Raw genomic sequence first — 15,393 nt, 5'->3', positions numbered from 1 at the left:
GTCTCACCGCCCGAACCGCGTGTCAGATCCCGAAAACGGTAAGAGAGAAGTCGTCTCGCCGCCCGAACCACGTGTCAGGTTCACAAAACAGTAACAAAGAAAATGTCTCTTCGCGCCCCAAACTCTTTACAAATTTCAAACTCCGAAAACGGTAATAGAACAGTCATCATAGAGCACCTCTCCAAAACAAACAGAAAACCTCTTACCTCAAAAACAACTCCTGCAGTTTATCAGGATCATTCGTGCTTTCAAGTGCAACTAACAGTTTAATCCGTGCTTTTTGTCCGTTAAGACCGTTTGAGAATATAACCCCAAGTTCCTTTAATCTGCGGCCGCCACCTTCATAACCATAAATATCTTGGACTATACCGTTGAAGCATCGTGATACCATTACAACAGGAATGTTCGCCTCCCGTAAGGACTTGATTCCTTCCACAGCCATTGGAGGAATATTACCTTGTCCCAAAGCTTCTAAGATTACTCCGTCCACGTGCATATCTTTTAGCGCATGAAAAATACTTGAATCCATTCCTGCATATGCTTTCAAAAGCATGACGTTTTTCGTAACGGAATCTACTTGGTATTTGTCCTCGGAAACAGGCGAATGGTGGAAGAAAGCTCCTCGCTTTGTCACAATTCCTATTGGCCCGTATTGTGGACTTTGGAAGGTTGCGATATTAGAGGTATGCGTCTTTGTAACGTTTTTAGCTGTATGTACTTCATCATTTAATACAACGAGCACCCCTTTATTTTTAGCTTCTTCACTTGCTGCGACTTTTACAGAAGAGAGGAGATTGTAAGGCCCGTCCGATCCAATTTCATTGCTTGAACGCATTGCGCCAGTGATAACGATTGGAACGCGAGTCTGAACCGTTAGATCAAGAAAGAAGGCAGTCTCTTCTAAAGTATCTGTTCCGTGCGTGACTACAAAACCTTCGAAACCATGCTCCATGACTTGTTCATCAATGAATTTTGAAAGCATATGCATGTGCTTTGATGTGATGTGTGGGGAAGGAAGATTGAATAGTTCATGACTTTCTATATGAATATTAGAGTCGACAATCAAAGGTATTGTGGTCAAAGGATTTCTTTCTCCGGGCGATACGGCGCCAGTTCGTTCGTCCTCTGACATCGAAATGGTCCCTCCGGTATGTATTATCATGATCTTCTTTTTCATTGTCGTATGCACCTCATTAATGTAATCTTTCTTTTATTTAATTTTACAAACAATTTCCAAAAGTTTAGACATCTTATTTCAATAATTACGATAACATGATACGATAAAAAAAAACAGATTGAAACGAGGCTTATTTATGCTGGCAGTCGTGTCCGCCGGGATTGCTCCAGGCTTAGCATTGTTGTCTTATTTTTATTTAAAGGATACATTTGAAAAAGAACCAATTACCTATGTATTTAAAATATTTATGTTTGGGGCTTTGCTCGTGTTTCCCCTTATGTTCATGCAATATGTTATTGAACTAGAGCTTGGAGTCACATCACATTTAGTAAAAGCGTTCCTTTTGTCCGGTCTACTGGAAGAATTTTTTAAATGGTTTATCCTCATTTATCTTGTCTACCAAAACCTGCATTTTGATGAGCATTACGATGGGATTGTTTACGGTGTAGCTGTATCTCTTGGCTTCGCTACGGCTGAAAATATTCTCTTCTTAATTGCAAATGGAGTAGAGCTAGCGTTGGGAAGAGCGATACTTCCTGTCTCAAGTCATGCCTTATTCGGTGTGATAATGGGATATTACCTTGGAAAAGGGAAATTCAACACTAATATAAGACATAAAAAGATATGCCTTACATTGTCGTTGTTCACCCCTATTTTTTTGCACGGTATGTATGACATGATAATACTTTCCCAGAAATATTGGGGATTATATATGGTCCCATTTATGATTTTCTTATGGTGGCTCGGTCTAAGAAAAGTAAAACTCGCAAACATGGTAGAAATATAGTCCGCACAAACGTGAAATACAAAAACGTTTGTGACGGACTATTTTTTATGTTCATCCATTTTATGGAATACTTCTTTTCTCCAAATGTACCTGTATAAAATACCAATATCTACAGAAAATACATTGTAACAATTGTTTAAAGAAGTCAAAGGAGGAAATGTAAGGTGAAACGGTTACTGTTAATTTCATGTATGTTTCTTTTTAGCACATGTATGTTATTTACGATAAATCAAAACTCAGTCAGTGCCTTCTCTGAGCAAATCATTCAAAAAGGTGCGACGGGAAATGATGTTGTCGAACTGCAAGCACGCCTCCAATACAACGGATATTACCATGCAAGAATTGATGGTGTGTACGGATGGAGCACATATTGGGCGGTAAAAAACTTTCAACAAGAATTTGGTTTAGACCATGTGGATGGGCTTGTAGGACCTAAAACGAAAGAAATGCTTCATAAATCTACAAAGTTTTATAAAGATTGGGTACATCAACAGATAAATACAGGTAAGAAATTTACTCATTACGGCGGGATGGAACTAAAGTATCAAGTGGAGCCCTCACAGGCGACTGTTGAAAAAGCAAAGCAAGGAGCAACAAATCAGTGGGAAAAGCAAAAAAACCAATATCAAAAACAAGCTCCTGCCCCGCAGAAAGATCAAGGGAAACCTGCTCCTGATCAACAACAACCAACTCCGGGACAACAACAAGAGCAACCAGTACCGGAGCAACAAGAGCAACCAGCACCGGAGCAACAACCAACGCCACAAGAACAAGCGCCGGCACCAGAAGAGCAGCCAGCTCCTGAAGAGCAACCTGCTGAAGATGAAGGGGAAGCACAAAGTGCAACCAATATGCCTGGTGGGTTTTCGGAAAACGATATCCAATTGATGGCAAATGCCGTCTATGGAGAATCACGTGGTGAACCGTATGAAGGCCAGATCGCAGTAGCGGCTGTTATCCTGAACCGCATTAACTCCCCCACTTTCCCAAATACGGTTTCAGGAGTAATCTTTGAACCGCTAGCATTTACAGCCGTTGCAGACGGACAGATATGGTTAACACCGAATGAAACGGCGAAAAGGGCCGTCATTGATGCAATTAACGGAATGGATCCATCCGAAGGAGCAACCTACTATTTTAATCCCGATACAGCAACAAGTGGTTGGATTTGGGGACGTCCACAAATTAAGCGAATTGGAAAGCACATTTTCTGTGACTAAAAAAGAGGGTGAAGAATTATGTTGAGACTTGTTATCATCGCTGTTTTAGCAATTGCAGTAGCAGGAACAGGCTACTGGGGTTATCAAGAGCATCAAGATAAAAACGCAGTCCTCATTAATGCGGAAAACAATTATCAGCGTGCTTTTCATGACCTTGTCTATCATGTAGATTTGTTGCATGACAAAATAGGAACGACCTTGGCCATGAGTTCAAGAGAGCAACTCTCGCCTTCCTTTGCCGAGGTGTGGAGAATAACATCAGAAGCACAAAACGATGTAGGTCAGTTGCCACTGACCCTTCTACCTTTTAATAAAACGGAAGAGTTTTTAACGAAAACGGGAGACTATACGTATCAAGTTGCAGTTAGAGACTTGGACAAAAATCCTTTATCTGAAGATGAATATAGTACACTTCAAGCGCTCTATCAAAAATCCGATGAAATAAAGCAAGAGTTGAGAAGAGTTCAAAGCATGGTTATGAGCAACAACTTACGCTGGATGGATGTGGAGTTAGCTCTTTCTGCAAAAGATCAGCCACAAGATAATACCATCATTGATGGGTTTAAGACGGTGGAAAAAAACGTAGAAGGCTATGATGAAGCTGATTTCGGACCTACATTTACTTCTATGAATCAAGAAGATAAGAATTTCAGTCAGCTTCAAGGAAAATCCATTACAGAAGAAGAGGCAAAAAAGATTGCCGATAAGTACTTAGAACTAGAAGGAAATGAAAAAATCACCATTACTGAAAATGGAGAAGGTTCAAAGTTTGGTTTTTACAGTTTAAAAATAGTAGATAAGAATCAGCAGGACACATTCATGGATATTGCCAAAAAAGGTGGCATACCGATTTACTTGGTTCAAAATAAGGAATCAAAAAAGAAAAACATCAGTTTAAACGAAGCAACTGAAAAAGCCAGAAATTTTTTAAAACAAAACAAGTTTGACACATTGGATCTATATGAAAGTGTAGAGTACAACAAACTCGGTATTTTTACATTTGTATCAAATGTAGACGGAGTAAGAATATATCCAGACTCCATTAAGATGAAAGTAAGCCTGGAAACAGGGGAGATTGTCGGCTTTTCGGCAAAAGATTACTTAATGTCCCACCATTTAAGAGAGATACCTAAAGCGGGCATCTCGCTTGACGAAGCGAAAGAGAGAATTAATGATAAGGTAATGATTATGGAAGATTCTCTAGCGGTCATTAATAATGACCTCGGAGAAGAAGTACTGTGTTATGAGTTTTTGGGGACGATTGAAAATGATACCTATCAGATTTTCATTAACGCTAATGATGGACGGGAGGAAAAAGTAGAGAAGTTGAAAAACCCGGAGCTCTTGTATGATTTGTAATTTTATGGAGGAAAAGTCAAAATTGGCTTTTCCTTTTTTTCGTTAAATGGTTTAATAAGTATATAGAGAGAACGGGTTCATTAAGGGAGGCAGTTTCTTGTTAAAGCCAGGAATTGTATTAACATTACAAGTGAAAAATGACGATAAAGTTGAAAAATATAGATGTAAGGTACAGGAAGTAAAAGAGAAAGAATTTTTTGTGGACTATCCAGCACATTTTACAAACGGAAAAACGACATACATATTGAACGGTACGCAATTACTAATCACTTATGTGTCAGATGAAGGTGTTGCATATACATTTGAAAGTGAAGTTCTTGGACGATTGAAGCAGGCAATTCCAATGGTTCAATTGTCTTTTCCAGGGTATCAGCAGGTGATTAAAGTGCAAAGGAGACAGTATGTGAGGGTCGAAAGTAATATTGATGTATCGGTCCATCCACTATCTCATCATTTCACGCCCTTTATTACGCTTACACAAGATATCAGTGCGGGAGGTGCTGCAATTATTTTACCTGGACACGTTATTTTTCCTGAAGAAGGGCACGTTTTCACCACTTTTGTTATTCATTTAAATAACGGAGAGATCCACTATTTAAAACTAAAAAGTAAGATAATAAGACTAGTGGAGGAAGCGTCAAAAAATAGGTGGAAAGCATCATTGCAATTCGATCCTATTAATGAGATTCAAAGGCAAGTATTGATGAAATACTGCTTCGAACAGCAACTGTTATTAAGAAAAACTCATTCTTTAGCATAAATCCTTCCAATTCCATCCATACTATTAATAGTAAAAGAGATCGGTGAAAGTGAAGGAGAACGATATGAAAAGAGTGGAACGGATTATCATTAAGCTGATAGTCATACAATTAATCTTTCTAATTTGTGCTCAAGGACTCTTGTTATATACCGAATCTGCTCCTTTTTTAAGTAAAGTTATTCAATATGAGGGAGTAGGCGGCATGAAGATAGTTGAACATATAGAAACATTCGACCAAGATAGATGATTATGATAAAATATACATGCGATAATTTTAAGAAGATGTGCAGGGTGACCTGCTTTTTTCATGTAAAAAAATGAATAATGGTACATTCAGGAGGAACTATGAAACAACAATTATCTATAGCAATTGATGGTCCTGCAGCGGCAGGAAAAAGTACAGTGGCAAAGATTGTAGCTGACAAGCTAGGATACTTATACATTGATACAGGAGCCATGTACAGAGCGGTAACATTTCAGGCAATACGAGAGGATGTTAACCTGGAAGACGAGGTTTCCTTACAGCAACTAGTAGAAAAAATGGAAATTGACCTTCGAATTGCAAACAACCAGACGCAACATGTTTACATAAATGATGAAGATGTAACCGAGCAAATCCGGACACATGAAGTAACAAATAATGTATCGATTGTTGCAAAGCATAAGCATGTTCGTGAAGAAATGGTTGCAAGACAAAGGGTGCTTGCTAAAAGAGGCGGAGTGGTTATGGACGGAAGAGATATTGGAACCCATGTCCTTCCCGATGCAGAAATAAAAGTATTCCTTTTGGCATCAGTAGAGGAAAGAGCACAACGAAGACATGCAGAAAACCTTTCTAAGGGCTTTGACTCTAATCTTGAAAAACTTAAAGAGGAAATTGCTAGAAGGGATAAACTTGATTCCGAGCGGGAAATCGCCCCGTTACAAAAGGCAGAGGATGCGAAAGAAATTGATACCACTTCCTTGAATATTGATCAAGTAGTGGAGAAGATAATGAATTTGGTTGATCAAAATGAGGGGACTAGATAACCATGACATTTTACTCATTTGCCAAGTTCATCGTTGCTGTAGTGCTTAAGCCGCTCTACCGAATTAAGGTGGTGGGGAGTGAGAACATACCAAAAGAAGGTTCTGTATTAATTTGTTCTAATCATATTGATAATTTGGATCCTCCTGTTGTTGGAATCACATCACCAAGAACTGTTCATTTTATGGCGAAGGAAGAGATCTTCCATGTTCCTATCTTGAAAACTATTCTTCCAAAACTGCATGCCTTTCCAGTGAAAAGAGGAATGAGTGATAGGGAAGCATTGAGAAAAGCGTTAAAAGTTCTGAAAGAGGGGAATGTTTTGGGACTTTTTCCAGAGGGTACAAGAAGTAAAACGGGCGAACTTGGTAAAGGGTTGGCAGGGGCAGGTTTTTTTGCCCTCCGTTCCGAAGCAACCGTACTTCCTTGTGCCATCATTGGGCCTTATAAAAAGTTTCAACCCTTAAAAGTAGTATATGGTGAGCCTATCGATTTCACCCAACATCGTTTGGAGAAAATCTCAGCGGAAGAAGCCACTTTATTGGTAATGGATTCCATAAAGGAACTTATCGAAAAAAACAGATAGTTTAAGAGTTTTGACTTGACAAAATGTCCTATTTATTAGAAGTTAGTAGAAGGAAGCTAAAATATGTAGGAACTTGTTATGGACATATCTACTTATTTAGCACCTGGCAGTTCTAATTGATCTGTCCGATCAATCAAGTAAGTTAACATCCGTTAATTTATGAATTATTACACGAAACAGATGCAACTTTTGTTAAGTTCGCATGTATTGGCATATGCCGGCATGCTTACGTAACGTCTACCGTTACTTACATAAATAATGGATTAGCTGGTTTGTATGGAGGAGGTAATAATGATGGTGGAAGACATGAATCAAGTAGAAGTTAACAATTTAGAGGTTGGCAATACGGTGACTGGAACAGTTACAAAAGTAGAAGAAAAACAGGTCCTTGTTTCTATTGAGGGCAGCAAGCTAGATGGTATCATCCCTATCAGTGAACTATCCAGCCTTCATGTAGAAAAAGCGACGGATGTCGTCTCAGAAGGCCAGGAACTTCAACTTAAAGTAACAAAAGTAGAAGAAGAATTGCTAGTGCTTTCCAAAAAAGCAGTGGATGCCGACTTGGCATGGGAAGATTTGCAAAAGAAATTCGAATCCAAAGAAGTGTTTGAAGCAGAAATTAAGGATGTTGTCAAAGGTGGGCTTGTAGTTGACCTGGGCGTAAGAGGATTTGTTCCAGCTTCCTTAGTTGAAAATTACTTCGTTGATGATTTTTCTGATTATAAAGGAAAATCACTAACATTTAAAGTGGTAGAACTGGAAAAAGAGAAAAATCGTGTAATCCTTTCTCACCGTGCTGTAGTTGAGGAAGAGATGCAAAATAAAAAGCATCAATTGTTAGATACCATTGAAACAGGTCAAGTCCTAGAAGGCACGGTGCAACGAATCACTGACTTTGGGGCATTCGTAGATATCGGTGGAGTAGATGGATTGGTTCATATCTCACAATTGTCCTATGAACATGTAGGAAAACCTTCAGATGTGGTAACAGAAGGTCAAAAGGTAAATGTTAAAGTTCTTTCTGTTGATCGTGATAATGAAAGAATTTCTTTATCCATTAAAGAAACTTTGCCTGGGCCGTGGTCACAAGTTTCCGAAAAGCTTTCCTCAGGCAGTGTAACTGAAGGTGTTGTAAAACGCCTAGTTTCCTTTGGAGCTTTTGTGGAAGTGCTTCCTGGTGTAGAAGGATTGGTTCATATCTCCCAAATCTCCAATAAGCATATCGGTACTCCGCACGAAGTATTAACAGAAGGAGATAAAGTACAAGTTAAAGTATTGGATATAAACGAAACGGATCAAAGAATTTCCTTAAGTATCCGTGAACTGGAAGAGCCTGAACAAGAAGAAGATTACAGTCAGTATAATCAATCAGAAGACACTGGCGGCTTCCAATTAGGCGAAATGATTGGGGATAAACTAAGCAAACTTAAGAAATAATAAATTAAATACAAATAAAAATGTCAAGGTGATTACAGGTGAGTAGAGCACAAAGGAAAATGGATCATATACAACATGCATTAACAACAGGACAAGTAAGACAGACCGGTTTTGACGATGTCATGTTTGTACATCAAAGCTTGCCTAATCTCTCCACTACTGACATTAAATTGAATACAAAAATAGGCGAACTTACACTAAGTTCGCCTATTTTTATCAATGCAATGACTGGTGGAGGCGGCAAAAAAACATGGGAAATTAATAAAGCACTGGCTGAAGTCGCGAAAGTCTGTGATATTGGCTTAGCGGTAGGATCTCAAATGTCAGCCATTAAAGATCAAGATGAGGCAACTACTTATGAAATAGTTAGAAAAGCCAATCCAGGTGGTCTGGTTTTTGCAAATTTAGGAAGTGAGGCCACTGTTGATCAGGCAAAAAAGGCAGTTGACATGCTAGAAGCAAATGCCATCCAAATTCACTTGAATGTTATCCAGGAGCTTGTCATGCCGGAAGGTGATCGTGATTTTACCGGTGCTCTAGGAAGAATTGAGCATATAGTAAACTCCTTGGAAGTACCTGTAATTGTAAAAGAAACAGGTTTTGGCATTAGCCGAGAGACAGCTAAGAAATTAGTAGATGTAGGAGTATCCATTCTTGATATTAGTGGCTTTGGTGGGACTAACTTCTCTAAAATAGAAAACGAGCGTCGTACACAAAGATTGGAGTTTTTCAATGACTGGGGAATACCTACCGCTGCTTCCATTGCTGAAGTGAAGCATGCTTTACCTGGCACTTCAATTATCGGTTCTGGTGGGATTCAAAGACCTTCGGATATTGCAAAAGCGATAACATTAGGTGCTTCTGCGGTTGGAATGGCAGGTTACTTTCTGAAAGTATTTATGGAAGAAGGCCAAGAATCTTTGATTCATTTAATTCAACAAACACATGATGAACTTAGATGGATGATGACTGCTCTTGGGGCGACTACCATTGAGCAATTGCAACAAGCTCCCGTCGTAATAAATGGAGAAACGTATCATTGGCTGACTCAGCGTAGAGTAGACTGCTCAGCATTTAGCAATAGAACCATACAAAACTAAAGCAAATACTAACGCCTTCTTTCTAATGTATAGAAAGAAGGCATTTTTTATGGAAATAATAAAGAGACTTCTCCAAAAGAATAGGAAATGATTTGAGGTCTTAGCAAACGGAATAAAGGGTTATTTAGCTGAACTGGAAGCGATTAGAGGTCATTATAAGTGAAACAAAGACTTCTCCATCAGGATTGAAAGCAATTAGAGGTCTTTACAAGTGAAATAAAGACGTCTCCATCAGGATTGAAAGTGATTAGAGGTTTTTACAGGTGATATAAAGACTTTTCCATCAAAATTGAATGCGATTAGAGGTCTTTACAAGTGATATAAAGACTCCTCCATCAGAATTGAATGCCATTATGGGTCATTAGAAGAGGTAAAAAGACCTCTTCAACAGGGCTTGTAGTGGATCAGAGGCAGAGGCTTTTATTATGTGTACAAAAGTATACTCTCAGTAAAACCCGTTTGTATTCTATTCCAAGCGCTTCGCTTACCAGGAGGTGTACCGCGAGACCCCGCAGGCCTCCTAGTAGGCACTCTTAACCCCCTAGGAAAGCGAAGCCATTTGCGGAAATCCAAAGAGGTTTTTTACCAATCACCTGAAATAAACCAGTCTTTTCTCCCTCGTATTATCTTATTGATTTCGCTCTCTAGCACCTTCAGGACCTTCCATAGTTGTAGCACCAGGATACTTTAGAGATTGATTGCGATCTGACTCTGTTCTCTTTTGGGCTTTCAATTTTCTTTCTTGTCTATCTTTTCCCATATGATCACCTCTTTTCTGAGAATCTGTTACATATTATTTGCTTAATGGATAAAAACATACTGTGTTTAATGATTAGTATCCCCTCTTTTTAGGCATAATGATTTGGTGAGAGGAGGGGAGAAAAATGGAATTAGCAGGACAATACTTTTATTTTATATGTTGGATAGGTTGGATTATTATTACGTTTTTCTTCCCTAAATCAGAAGTCAGAACATTTATGTCTATTTTGATTCTTGTAGTGATAGCCGGTTCAACTACTACTGTACAGATATTTGGATTTACTGTGACTGCATCCTTTCTTGTATTGGCAGGTATTGCTCTTATACTTCTAGTGAAATCATTGAAACAAAAATACATTTTACATTATTTATCTATCTGTACCATAGCGTTGGCATATGTTTGTTTTATTCTGTTTGAAATATATGACCCTGTATGGATTTTTTTTGATAGAACCTGGTTGCTTTCCTTCATTATTTTATACTTATCTTTACTCCTATTTAAAACAAAGAGGGAAAGATTCGTATTTATGCTTACTGGAGTCTTATTTGGTGAGATTTTGCGCAGTATAGTAATGGACCGTATCTTTTCTTATTCGGCTCTTGGAACATTCGAGTTTTTGGCAGTTCTTGCTTTATCTTCAGCTGGAATGGCGACATGGATAATGTTTGAAACGTTGACTATACATTTAGATTCTATAATACAAAAGCGCGTAAGGGAGAGACAAGGATGAATGAATATACATTGCCCATTATTTTTGGGGTATTGATAGGATTAGCGACAAGGCTACACATGCTTGTTACAGATTATCGACAATATCCTACCTATTTACATGGGAAAATCATACACTTATCACTCGCCTTCATTGCTTCGGGTCTAGGTACCATTGCAGTTCCGGCCATCATGGAAGAAGAGTTTGCAGCAATTACGTTTCTGGCTTTGGCCGCTTCACAATTTCGAGATGTTAGAAACATGGAAAGAAACACACTAACTGAACTGGATGCATTTGAATTGGTGCCGAGAGGAAGTACATATATTGAGGGAATAGCTATTGCTTTTGAAGGAAGGAACTATCTAGTCATGATTACCGCGTTTTTAGCTACGCTCGCTTATTTGGCTGCAAATATATGGGTAGGGTTAGTTGTCGGTATTTCCGCTGCTTTAATTTCTCATAAACTTATGACTGGCGGTCAGTTGAAGGATATCGTGGATATTGAGTATGTAAAGCCTCATTTTGATGGTGCAGGTCTATATGTTGATAATATTTATATCATGAATATCGGGTTACCGGAGCGTCAAAAGGAAGTATTGCAATATGGGATGGGGTTCATTTTAAAGCCTAAAAACTTCAATGCCAGAACGACAATAGCAAACCTGGGCCAAAGACAGGCCATTCTTCATGACATGTCAACTGCGCTTGGAGTCTATCGGGATTCGGGCACGCCTGCACTTGTCCCACTGGCAAAAAGGGATCTGGATGATGGTCGTGTTGGAGTGTTCCTATTACCACAAGAACAGGACTTGAAAATAGGTATGGCAATCCTTGAACGGGTACCAACGCTTGAAAATGCCATTAGAATGCCTACGAAAAACTTGAAGGAAAAGGTGAACAAGTAGGATGGAAATGGAAAAGTATATACTTGCTGTCATTACGACCAATGCCACAAAAGTAGCTGGAGGAGCACCTATTTTCACCTGTGAAACGAAAGAGGAAATGGAATTTATTGCAGCAAACCTTGAAGCCATATTAGATGGAATTGCACATGGGTTGGGTAATGATTTATATGTTATTGTGAAACATTAATAAGTTTTTAGAAAAAGTCAGACTTCCTTATTGCGGGGAATAATGTTAAACTATTCAAGTTAGACCTTCCTTTGCAGGAGGGTTTCTTTTATTAGAAGATACCATAAAGTATCCTAAAACAGCCTTTTGTAAAGACTAAGATAATCGATAAATGAGCATGAAAGAGATAGTACATAAATTATAGAAAAATGGGAGGGTGGTCACCATGCCAAAACCAACCGTAGCGATTGTTGGAAGACCAAACGTGGGTAAATCCACAATATTTAACAGAATTGTTGGAGAGAGAATTTCCATCGTGGAAGATGTGCCGGGGGTTACTAGAGATAGAATTTACAGCTCCGGCGAATGGTTAAACCAATATTTTAATATTATTGATACAGGTGGAATTGAAATAAGTGATGCTCCGTTCATGACGCAAATTCGTGAACAGGCGGAAATTGCTATTGACGAGGCGGATGTAATCATATTCATGACTAACGGTCGTGAAGGATTAACAACAGCTGATGAAGAGGTAGCGAAAATACTATACCGTTCTAAAAAGCCTGTAGTGGTTGCCGTAAATAAAGTGGACAACCCTGATATGAGAGATACATTATATGATTTTTATGCTTTAGGCTTCGGTGAACCGATTCCAATCTCAGGATCACATGGCTTGGGACTTGGGGACTTGCTTGATTTTGTCATTGAGAACTTCCCTAAAGACGAAGATGAGGAATATGATGAGGATATCATCAAATTTTCATTAATTGGTCGTCCTAACGTTGGAAAGTCCTCATTAGTGAACGCGTTACTAGGTGAAGACCGTGTTATTGTGAGTGACATCGCAGGAACAACAAGAGACGCAATTGATACTCCTTACACATTTGACGGGAAAGATTACGTCATTATTGATACAGCTGGTATGCGTAAAAAAGGGAAAGTATACGAGACAACAGAAAAGTACAGTGTGCTTCGTGCTTTGCGTGCCATTGAACGCTCGGACGTTGTTTTAGTTGTCATCAATGGAGAAGAAGGAATTATTGAACAAGACAAAAAAATTGCAGGATATGCTCATGAAGCGGGAAGAGCCATTGTCATTGTAGTAAACAAGTGGGATGCCGTGGAAAAAGATGAAAAGACGATGAAGGAATTTGAGCAAAAAATTAGGGATCACTTCTTATTCTTAGACTATGCACCAATCGTGTTCTTATCTGCTAAGACGAAGAAGCGAATTCATACACTTATTCCCAAAATTGAAATGGCAAGTGAAAATCACTCCATGCGTGTGGTAACGACCGTATTGAATGATGTGATCATGGATGCCGTTGCCATGAACCCGACGCCGACTGATAAAGGCCAGCGATTAAAAATTTATTATGCGACTCAGGTTGCAGTTAAACCGCCTACCTTTGTTATTTTCGTTAATGATCCAGAACTTCTGCACTTCTCATACAAGCGTTTCTTGGAAAATCGTATCAGAGATGCCTTTGGGTTTGAAGGAACACCTATTAAACTAATCGCACGTCCACGAAAGTAAAAGGGAGGAGTGAATCAGTGAAAAAGGTTGCTGTATTGGGAGCAGGAAGCTGGGGCACTGCCCTAGCAATGGTGCTTGCCGATAATAATCATGAAGTACGTCTATGGGGGCATAAGGAAGCTCAAATCGATGAAATAAATCAACGTCACACGAATGAAAAATACTTAAAAAATATTAAGTTATCCGATAAAATTGTAGGATTTACTTCTATGAAAGAGGCCGTAGAATCTGCAGAAGCCATTGTGCTTGCAGTCCCTACAAAAGCGATGAGGGAAGTGTGCCAACAATTAAAAGGCTTTTTGAATGCGCCGGCCTTATTTGTTCACGTAAGTAAAGGAATTGAACCTGATACACACTTAAGAGTTTCAGAAGTGATTGAAGATGAACTCCCTGAATCCATCCGTGAAGCGGTTGTAGTGCTTTCCGGTCCTAGTCATGCAGAAGAAGTAAGTATGAGACAACCCACAACTGTTACAGCAGCTTCTTTAAATATTGCAGCTGCTGAAAAGGTACAAGATCTATTTATCAACCAGCATTTCCGTGTTTATACGAATAGTGATGTGGTAGGTGTAGAAATTGGAGGATCTTTAAAGAATATTATCGCGTTGGCTGCCGGTATTACAGATGGTCTAGGGTATGGGGATAATGCGAAAGCGGCATTAATTACTAGAGGACTAGCCGAAATCGCTCGTCTAGGAAGCTGTCTTGGTGCCAATCCGCTTACATTTCTAGGTTTGACAGGAATGGGCGACCTAATCGTTACATGTACAAGCGTTCACAGCAGAAACTGGAGAGCGGGTAACATGTTAGGTAAAGGGATGAAGCTTGAAGAAGTATTGGATAGTATGGGTATGGTCGTTGAAGGTGTACGTACCACCAAGGCTGCATATCAGCTATCACAAAAGCTCCAAGTGAAGATGCCACTGACATCAGCACTATATCATGTATTATTTGATGGCGTAGATCCAAAAGACGCGGTGGATGAATTAATGAGCCGCTCCAAAACAACCGAATTGGACGACCTTGCACAGCTCCTTGGTGACAGAGTCCAGTAAACGTCAATGCCCCTTCGTTTTTAGAAGGGGCGTTTATTCGTTAACAGGTATTTTTAAAAGTATAAGGAAGTAATTTATTCGGTTGATTTCCGTTCCAGGCGCTTCGCTTGCCTGCGGGCGGTCCGTGAGCCTCCTCAGGCTTCGCCTTCCGGGGTCTCACCTGTCCCTTCCTCCCGCGGGCGTCTCCGCGCCTTCCACTACAATCAACTAGGTGGCTTCATTCACTAAGAGTTTATGAAAAGCAATCTAACTGAGTTAATTGAATAAGCATTAACTTTTCGTTTATGTAATTTTCAGCTGTGGATTGGAGCAAATGGCGTAGACTCCAGCGGGGGAATAACGGTAGGTTGAGACCCCGCAACGAAGTGAGGAGGCTCAAGGCACCGTCCCGCGGAAAGCGAAGCCATTTGCGGAAAGGAACAGCAGCGATTAACAACAAACTAATGTCATATACTTAAAAAATGTATTTTTTGTCCGGTTATTCTAAATGTATCTATACATAAAATAAACAAACACCCATCCTGTTCAAGTGCATAACTTATAAAGAAGAAACCATAGGAGGGTGCTCAGGAAAGAAATCCATAATTTTTACAAGCTTTTTTGCGATAAATAGGCATTTGGCGATGCATGTATGTAAAGTGCCGCATAAGATGTGTATGAGGATATCACTGGTTGAGCTGTGGGATTGGATTATTTAGTCTTTCTTTTTATGCTGAAGTAAAAATGGCCCCTTTTACTTCAGCTTTTTTGTTGTTTCATTTAGAGTATATCTTATGCTATAATGTTTCACGGAAAAGGAGAGATGAGG

The 15,393-nt window shown here is 39.3% G+C and carries 16 protein-coding genes; 14 read left to right on the top strand and 2 right to left on the bottom strand.

All coding sequences use genetic code 11. The features are described 5' to 3' along the window. Window positions 1–202: 202 nt before the first annotated feature. Window positions 203–1,177, bottom strand: coding sequence for an asparaginase (locus AAV98_RS02610; RefSeq protein WP_060663984.1), 975 nt, complete (start codon window positions 1,175–1,177; stop codon window positions 203–205). A gap of 136 nt (window positions 1,178–1,313) precedes the next feature. Here AAV98_RS02610 and prsW point away from each other — a divergent pair, with 136 nt between their 5' ends. The 9 genes from prsW (at window position 1,314) to fni (ending at window position 9,453) form a co-directional block, all read left to right on the top strand. Next, window positions 1,314–1,964 carry a glutamic-type intramembrane protease PrsW gene (gene prsW / locus AAV98_RS02605; RefSeq protein ID WP_060663983.1) on the top strand — a complete coding sequence of 217 codons (651 nt, stop codon included), beginning with the start codon at window positions 1,314–1,316 and terminating at the stop codon, window positions 1,962–1,964. Window positions 1,965–2,155: 191 nt separating this feature from the next. Further along, the gene (locus AAV98_RS02600; protein ID WP_060664010.1) at window positions 2,156–3,184 is read left to right on the top strand and encodes a cell wall hydrolase; all 1,029 of its coding nucleotides are present in this window, start codon (window positions 2,156–2,158) and stop codon (window positions 3,182–3,184) included. Between the two features lie 18 nt (window positions 3,185–3,202). Further along, window positions 3,203–4,543: a germination protein YpeB gene (gene ypeB, locus AAV98_RS02595; protein ID WP_060663982.1), complete on the top strand. Its 1,341-nt coding sequence runs from the start codon at window positions 3,203–3,205 to the stop codon at window positions 4,541–4,543. A 97-nt stretch (window positions 4,544–4,640) separates the two neighbouring features. Then, the gene (locus tag AAV98_RS02590) at window positions 4,641–5,303 is read left to right on the top strand and encodes a flagellar brake protein (protein WP_060663981.1); all 663 of its coding nucleotides are present in this window, start codon (window positions 4,641–4,643) and stop codon (window positions 5,301–5,303) included. A gap of 64 nt (window positions 5,304–5,367) precedes the next feature. Continuing rightward, the gene (locus AAV98_RS02585) at window positions 5,368–5,550 is read left to right on the top strand and encodes a YpfB family protein (RefSeq protein WP_060663980.1); all 183 of its coding nucleotides are present in this window, start codon (window positions 5,368–5,370) and stop codon (window positions 5,548–5,550) included. A 98-nt stretch (window positions 5,551–5,648) separates the two neighbouring features. Next, window positions 5,649–6,332, top strand: a complete 684-nt coding sequence (gene cmk, locus AAV98_RS02580; protein WP_060663979.1) for a (d)CMP kinase — start codon at window positions 5,649–5,651, stop codon at window positions 6,330–6,332. A gap of 2 nt (window positions 6,333–6,334) precedes the next feature. Then, window positions 6,335–6,916 (top strand): lysophospholipid acyltransferase family protein, encoded by a 582-nt coding sequence (locus tag AAV98_RS02575; protein WP_060663978.1) that lies wholly within the window; start codon window positions 6,335–6,337, stop codon window positions 6,914–6,916. A gap of 294 nt (window positions 6,917–7,210) precedes the next feature. Then, entirely contained in the window at window positions 7,211–8,353 is a 1,143-nt protein-coding gene (gene rpsA, locus AAV98_RS02570) for a 30S ribosomal protein S1 (RefSeq protein WP_060663977.1), read from the top strand. 38 nt (window positions 8,354–8,391) lie between these two features. Beyond that, window positions 8,392–9,453 carry a type 2 isopentenyl-diphosphate Delta-isomerase gene (fni, locus tag AAV98_RS02565; RefSeq protein ID WP_060663976.1) on the top strand — a complete coding sequence of 354 codons (1,062 nt, stop codon included), beginning with the start codon at window positions 8,392–8,394 and terminating at the stop codon, window positions 9,451–9,453. Between the two features lie 628 nt (window positions 9,454–10,081). On the opposite strand, the gene AAV98_RS19825 is transcribed toward fni, so the two are convergent. After that, a complete protein-coding gene (locus AAV98_RS19825; RefSeq protein WP_082380736.1) occupies window positions 10,082–10,213 on the bottom strand; it encodes a YpzI family protein in 132 nt (43 codons plus the stop codon). A 124-nt stretch (window positions 10,214–10,337) separates the two neighbouring features. Between AAV98_RS19825 and AAV98_RS02560 the strand changes: the two genes are divergently transcribed. The 5 genes from AAV98_RS02560 to AAV98_RS02540 all read left to right on the top strand — a co-directional run bounded on the left by AAV98_RS02560 (window position 10,338) and on the right by AAV98_RS02540 (window position 14,585). Next, a complete protein-coding gene (locus AAV98_RS02560) occupies window positions 10,338–10,943 on the top strand; it encodes a YphA family membrane protein (RefSeq protein ID WP_060663975.1) in 606 nt (201 codons plus the stop codon). Next, a complete protein-coding gene (locus tag AAV98_RS02555; RefSeq protein WP_060663974.1) occupies window positions 10,940–11,827 on the top strand; it encodes a YIEGIA family protein in 888 nt (295 codons plus the stop codon). Before AAV98_RS02560 ends, AAV98_RS02555 begins: the two co-directional genes overlap by 4 nt. A gap of 1 nt (window position 11,828) precedes the next feature. Beyond that, window positions 11,829–12,014 (top strand): capping complex subunit for YIEGIA, encoded by a 186-nt coding sequence (locus AAV98_RS02550; protein ID WP_060663973.1) that lies wholly within the window; start codon window positions 11,829–11,831, stop codon window positions 12,012–12,014. 205 nt (window positions 12,015–12,219) lie between these two features. After that, on the top strand, window positions 12,220–13,530 hold the full coding sequence (gene der / locus AAV98_RS02545; protein ID WP_060663972.1) for a ribosome biogenesis GTPase Der: 1,311 nt from the start codon (window positions 12,220–12,222) through the stop codon (window positions 13,528–13,530). A 17-nt stretch (window positions 13,531–13,547) separates the two neighbouring features. Further along, the gene (locus tag AAV98_RS02540; protein ID WP_060663971.1) at window positions 13,548–14,585 is read left to right on the top strand and encodes an NAD(P)H-dependent glycerol-3-phosphate dehydrogenase; all 1,038 of its coding nucleotides are present in this window, start codon (window positions 13,548–13,550) and stop codon (window positions 14,583–14,585) included. Window positions 14,586–15,393 lie beyond the last annotated feature (808 nt).

It is taken from the genome of Bacillus sp. CHD6a (genome assembly GCF_001293645.1).
GTDB lineage: Bacteria > Bacillota > Bacilli > Bacillales > Bacillaceae_I > Sutcliffiella_A.
Note: the sequence above shows the minus strand (reverse complement) of the source record. Positions and strands in the feature narration are given on the sequence as shown.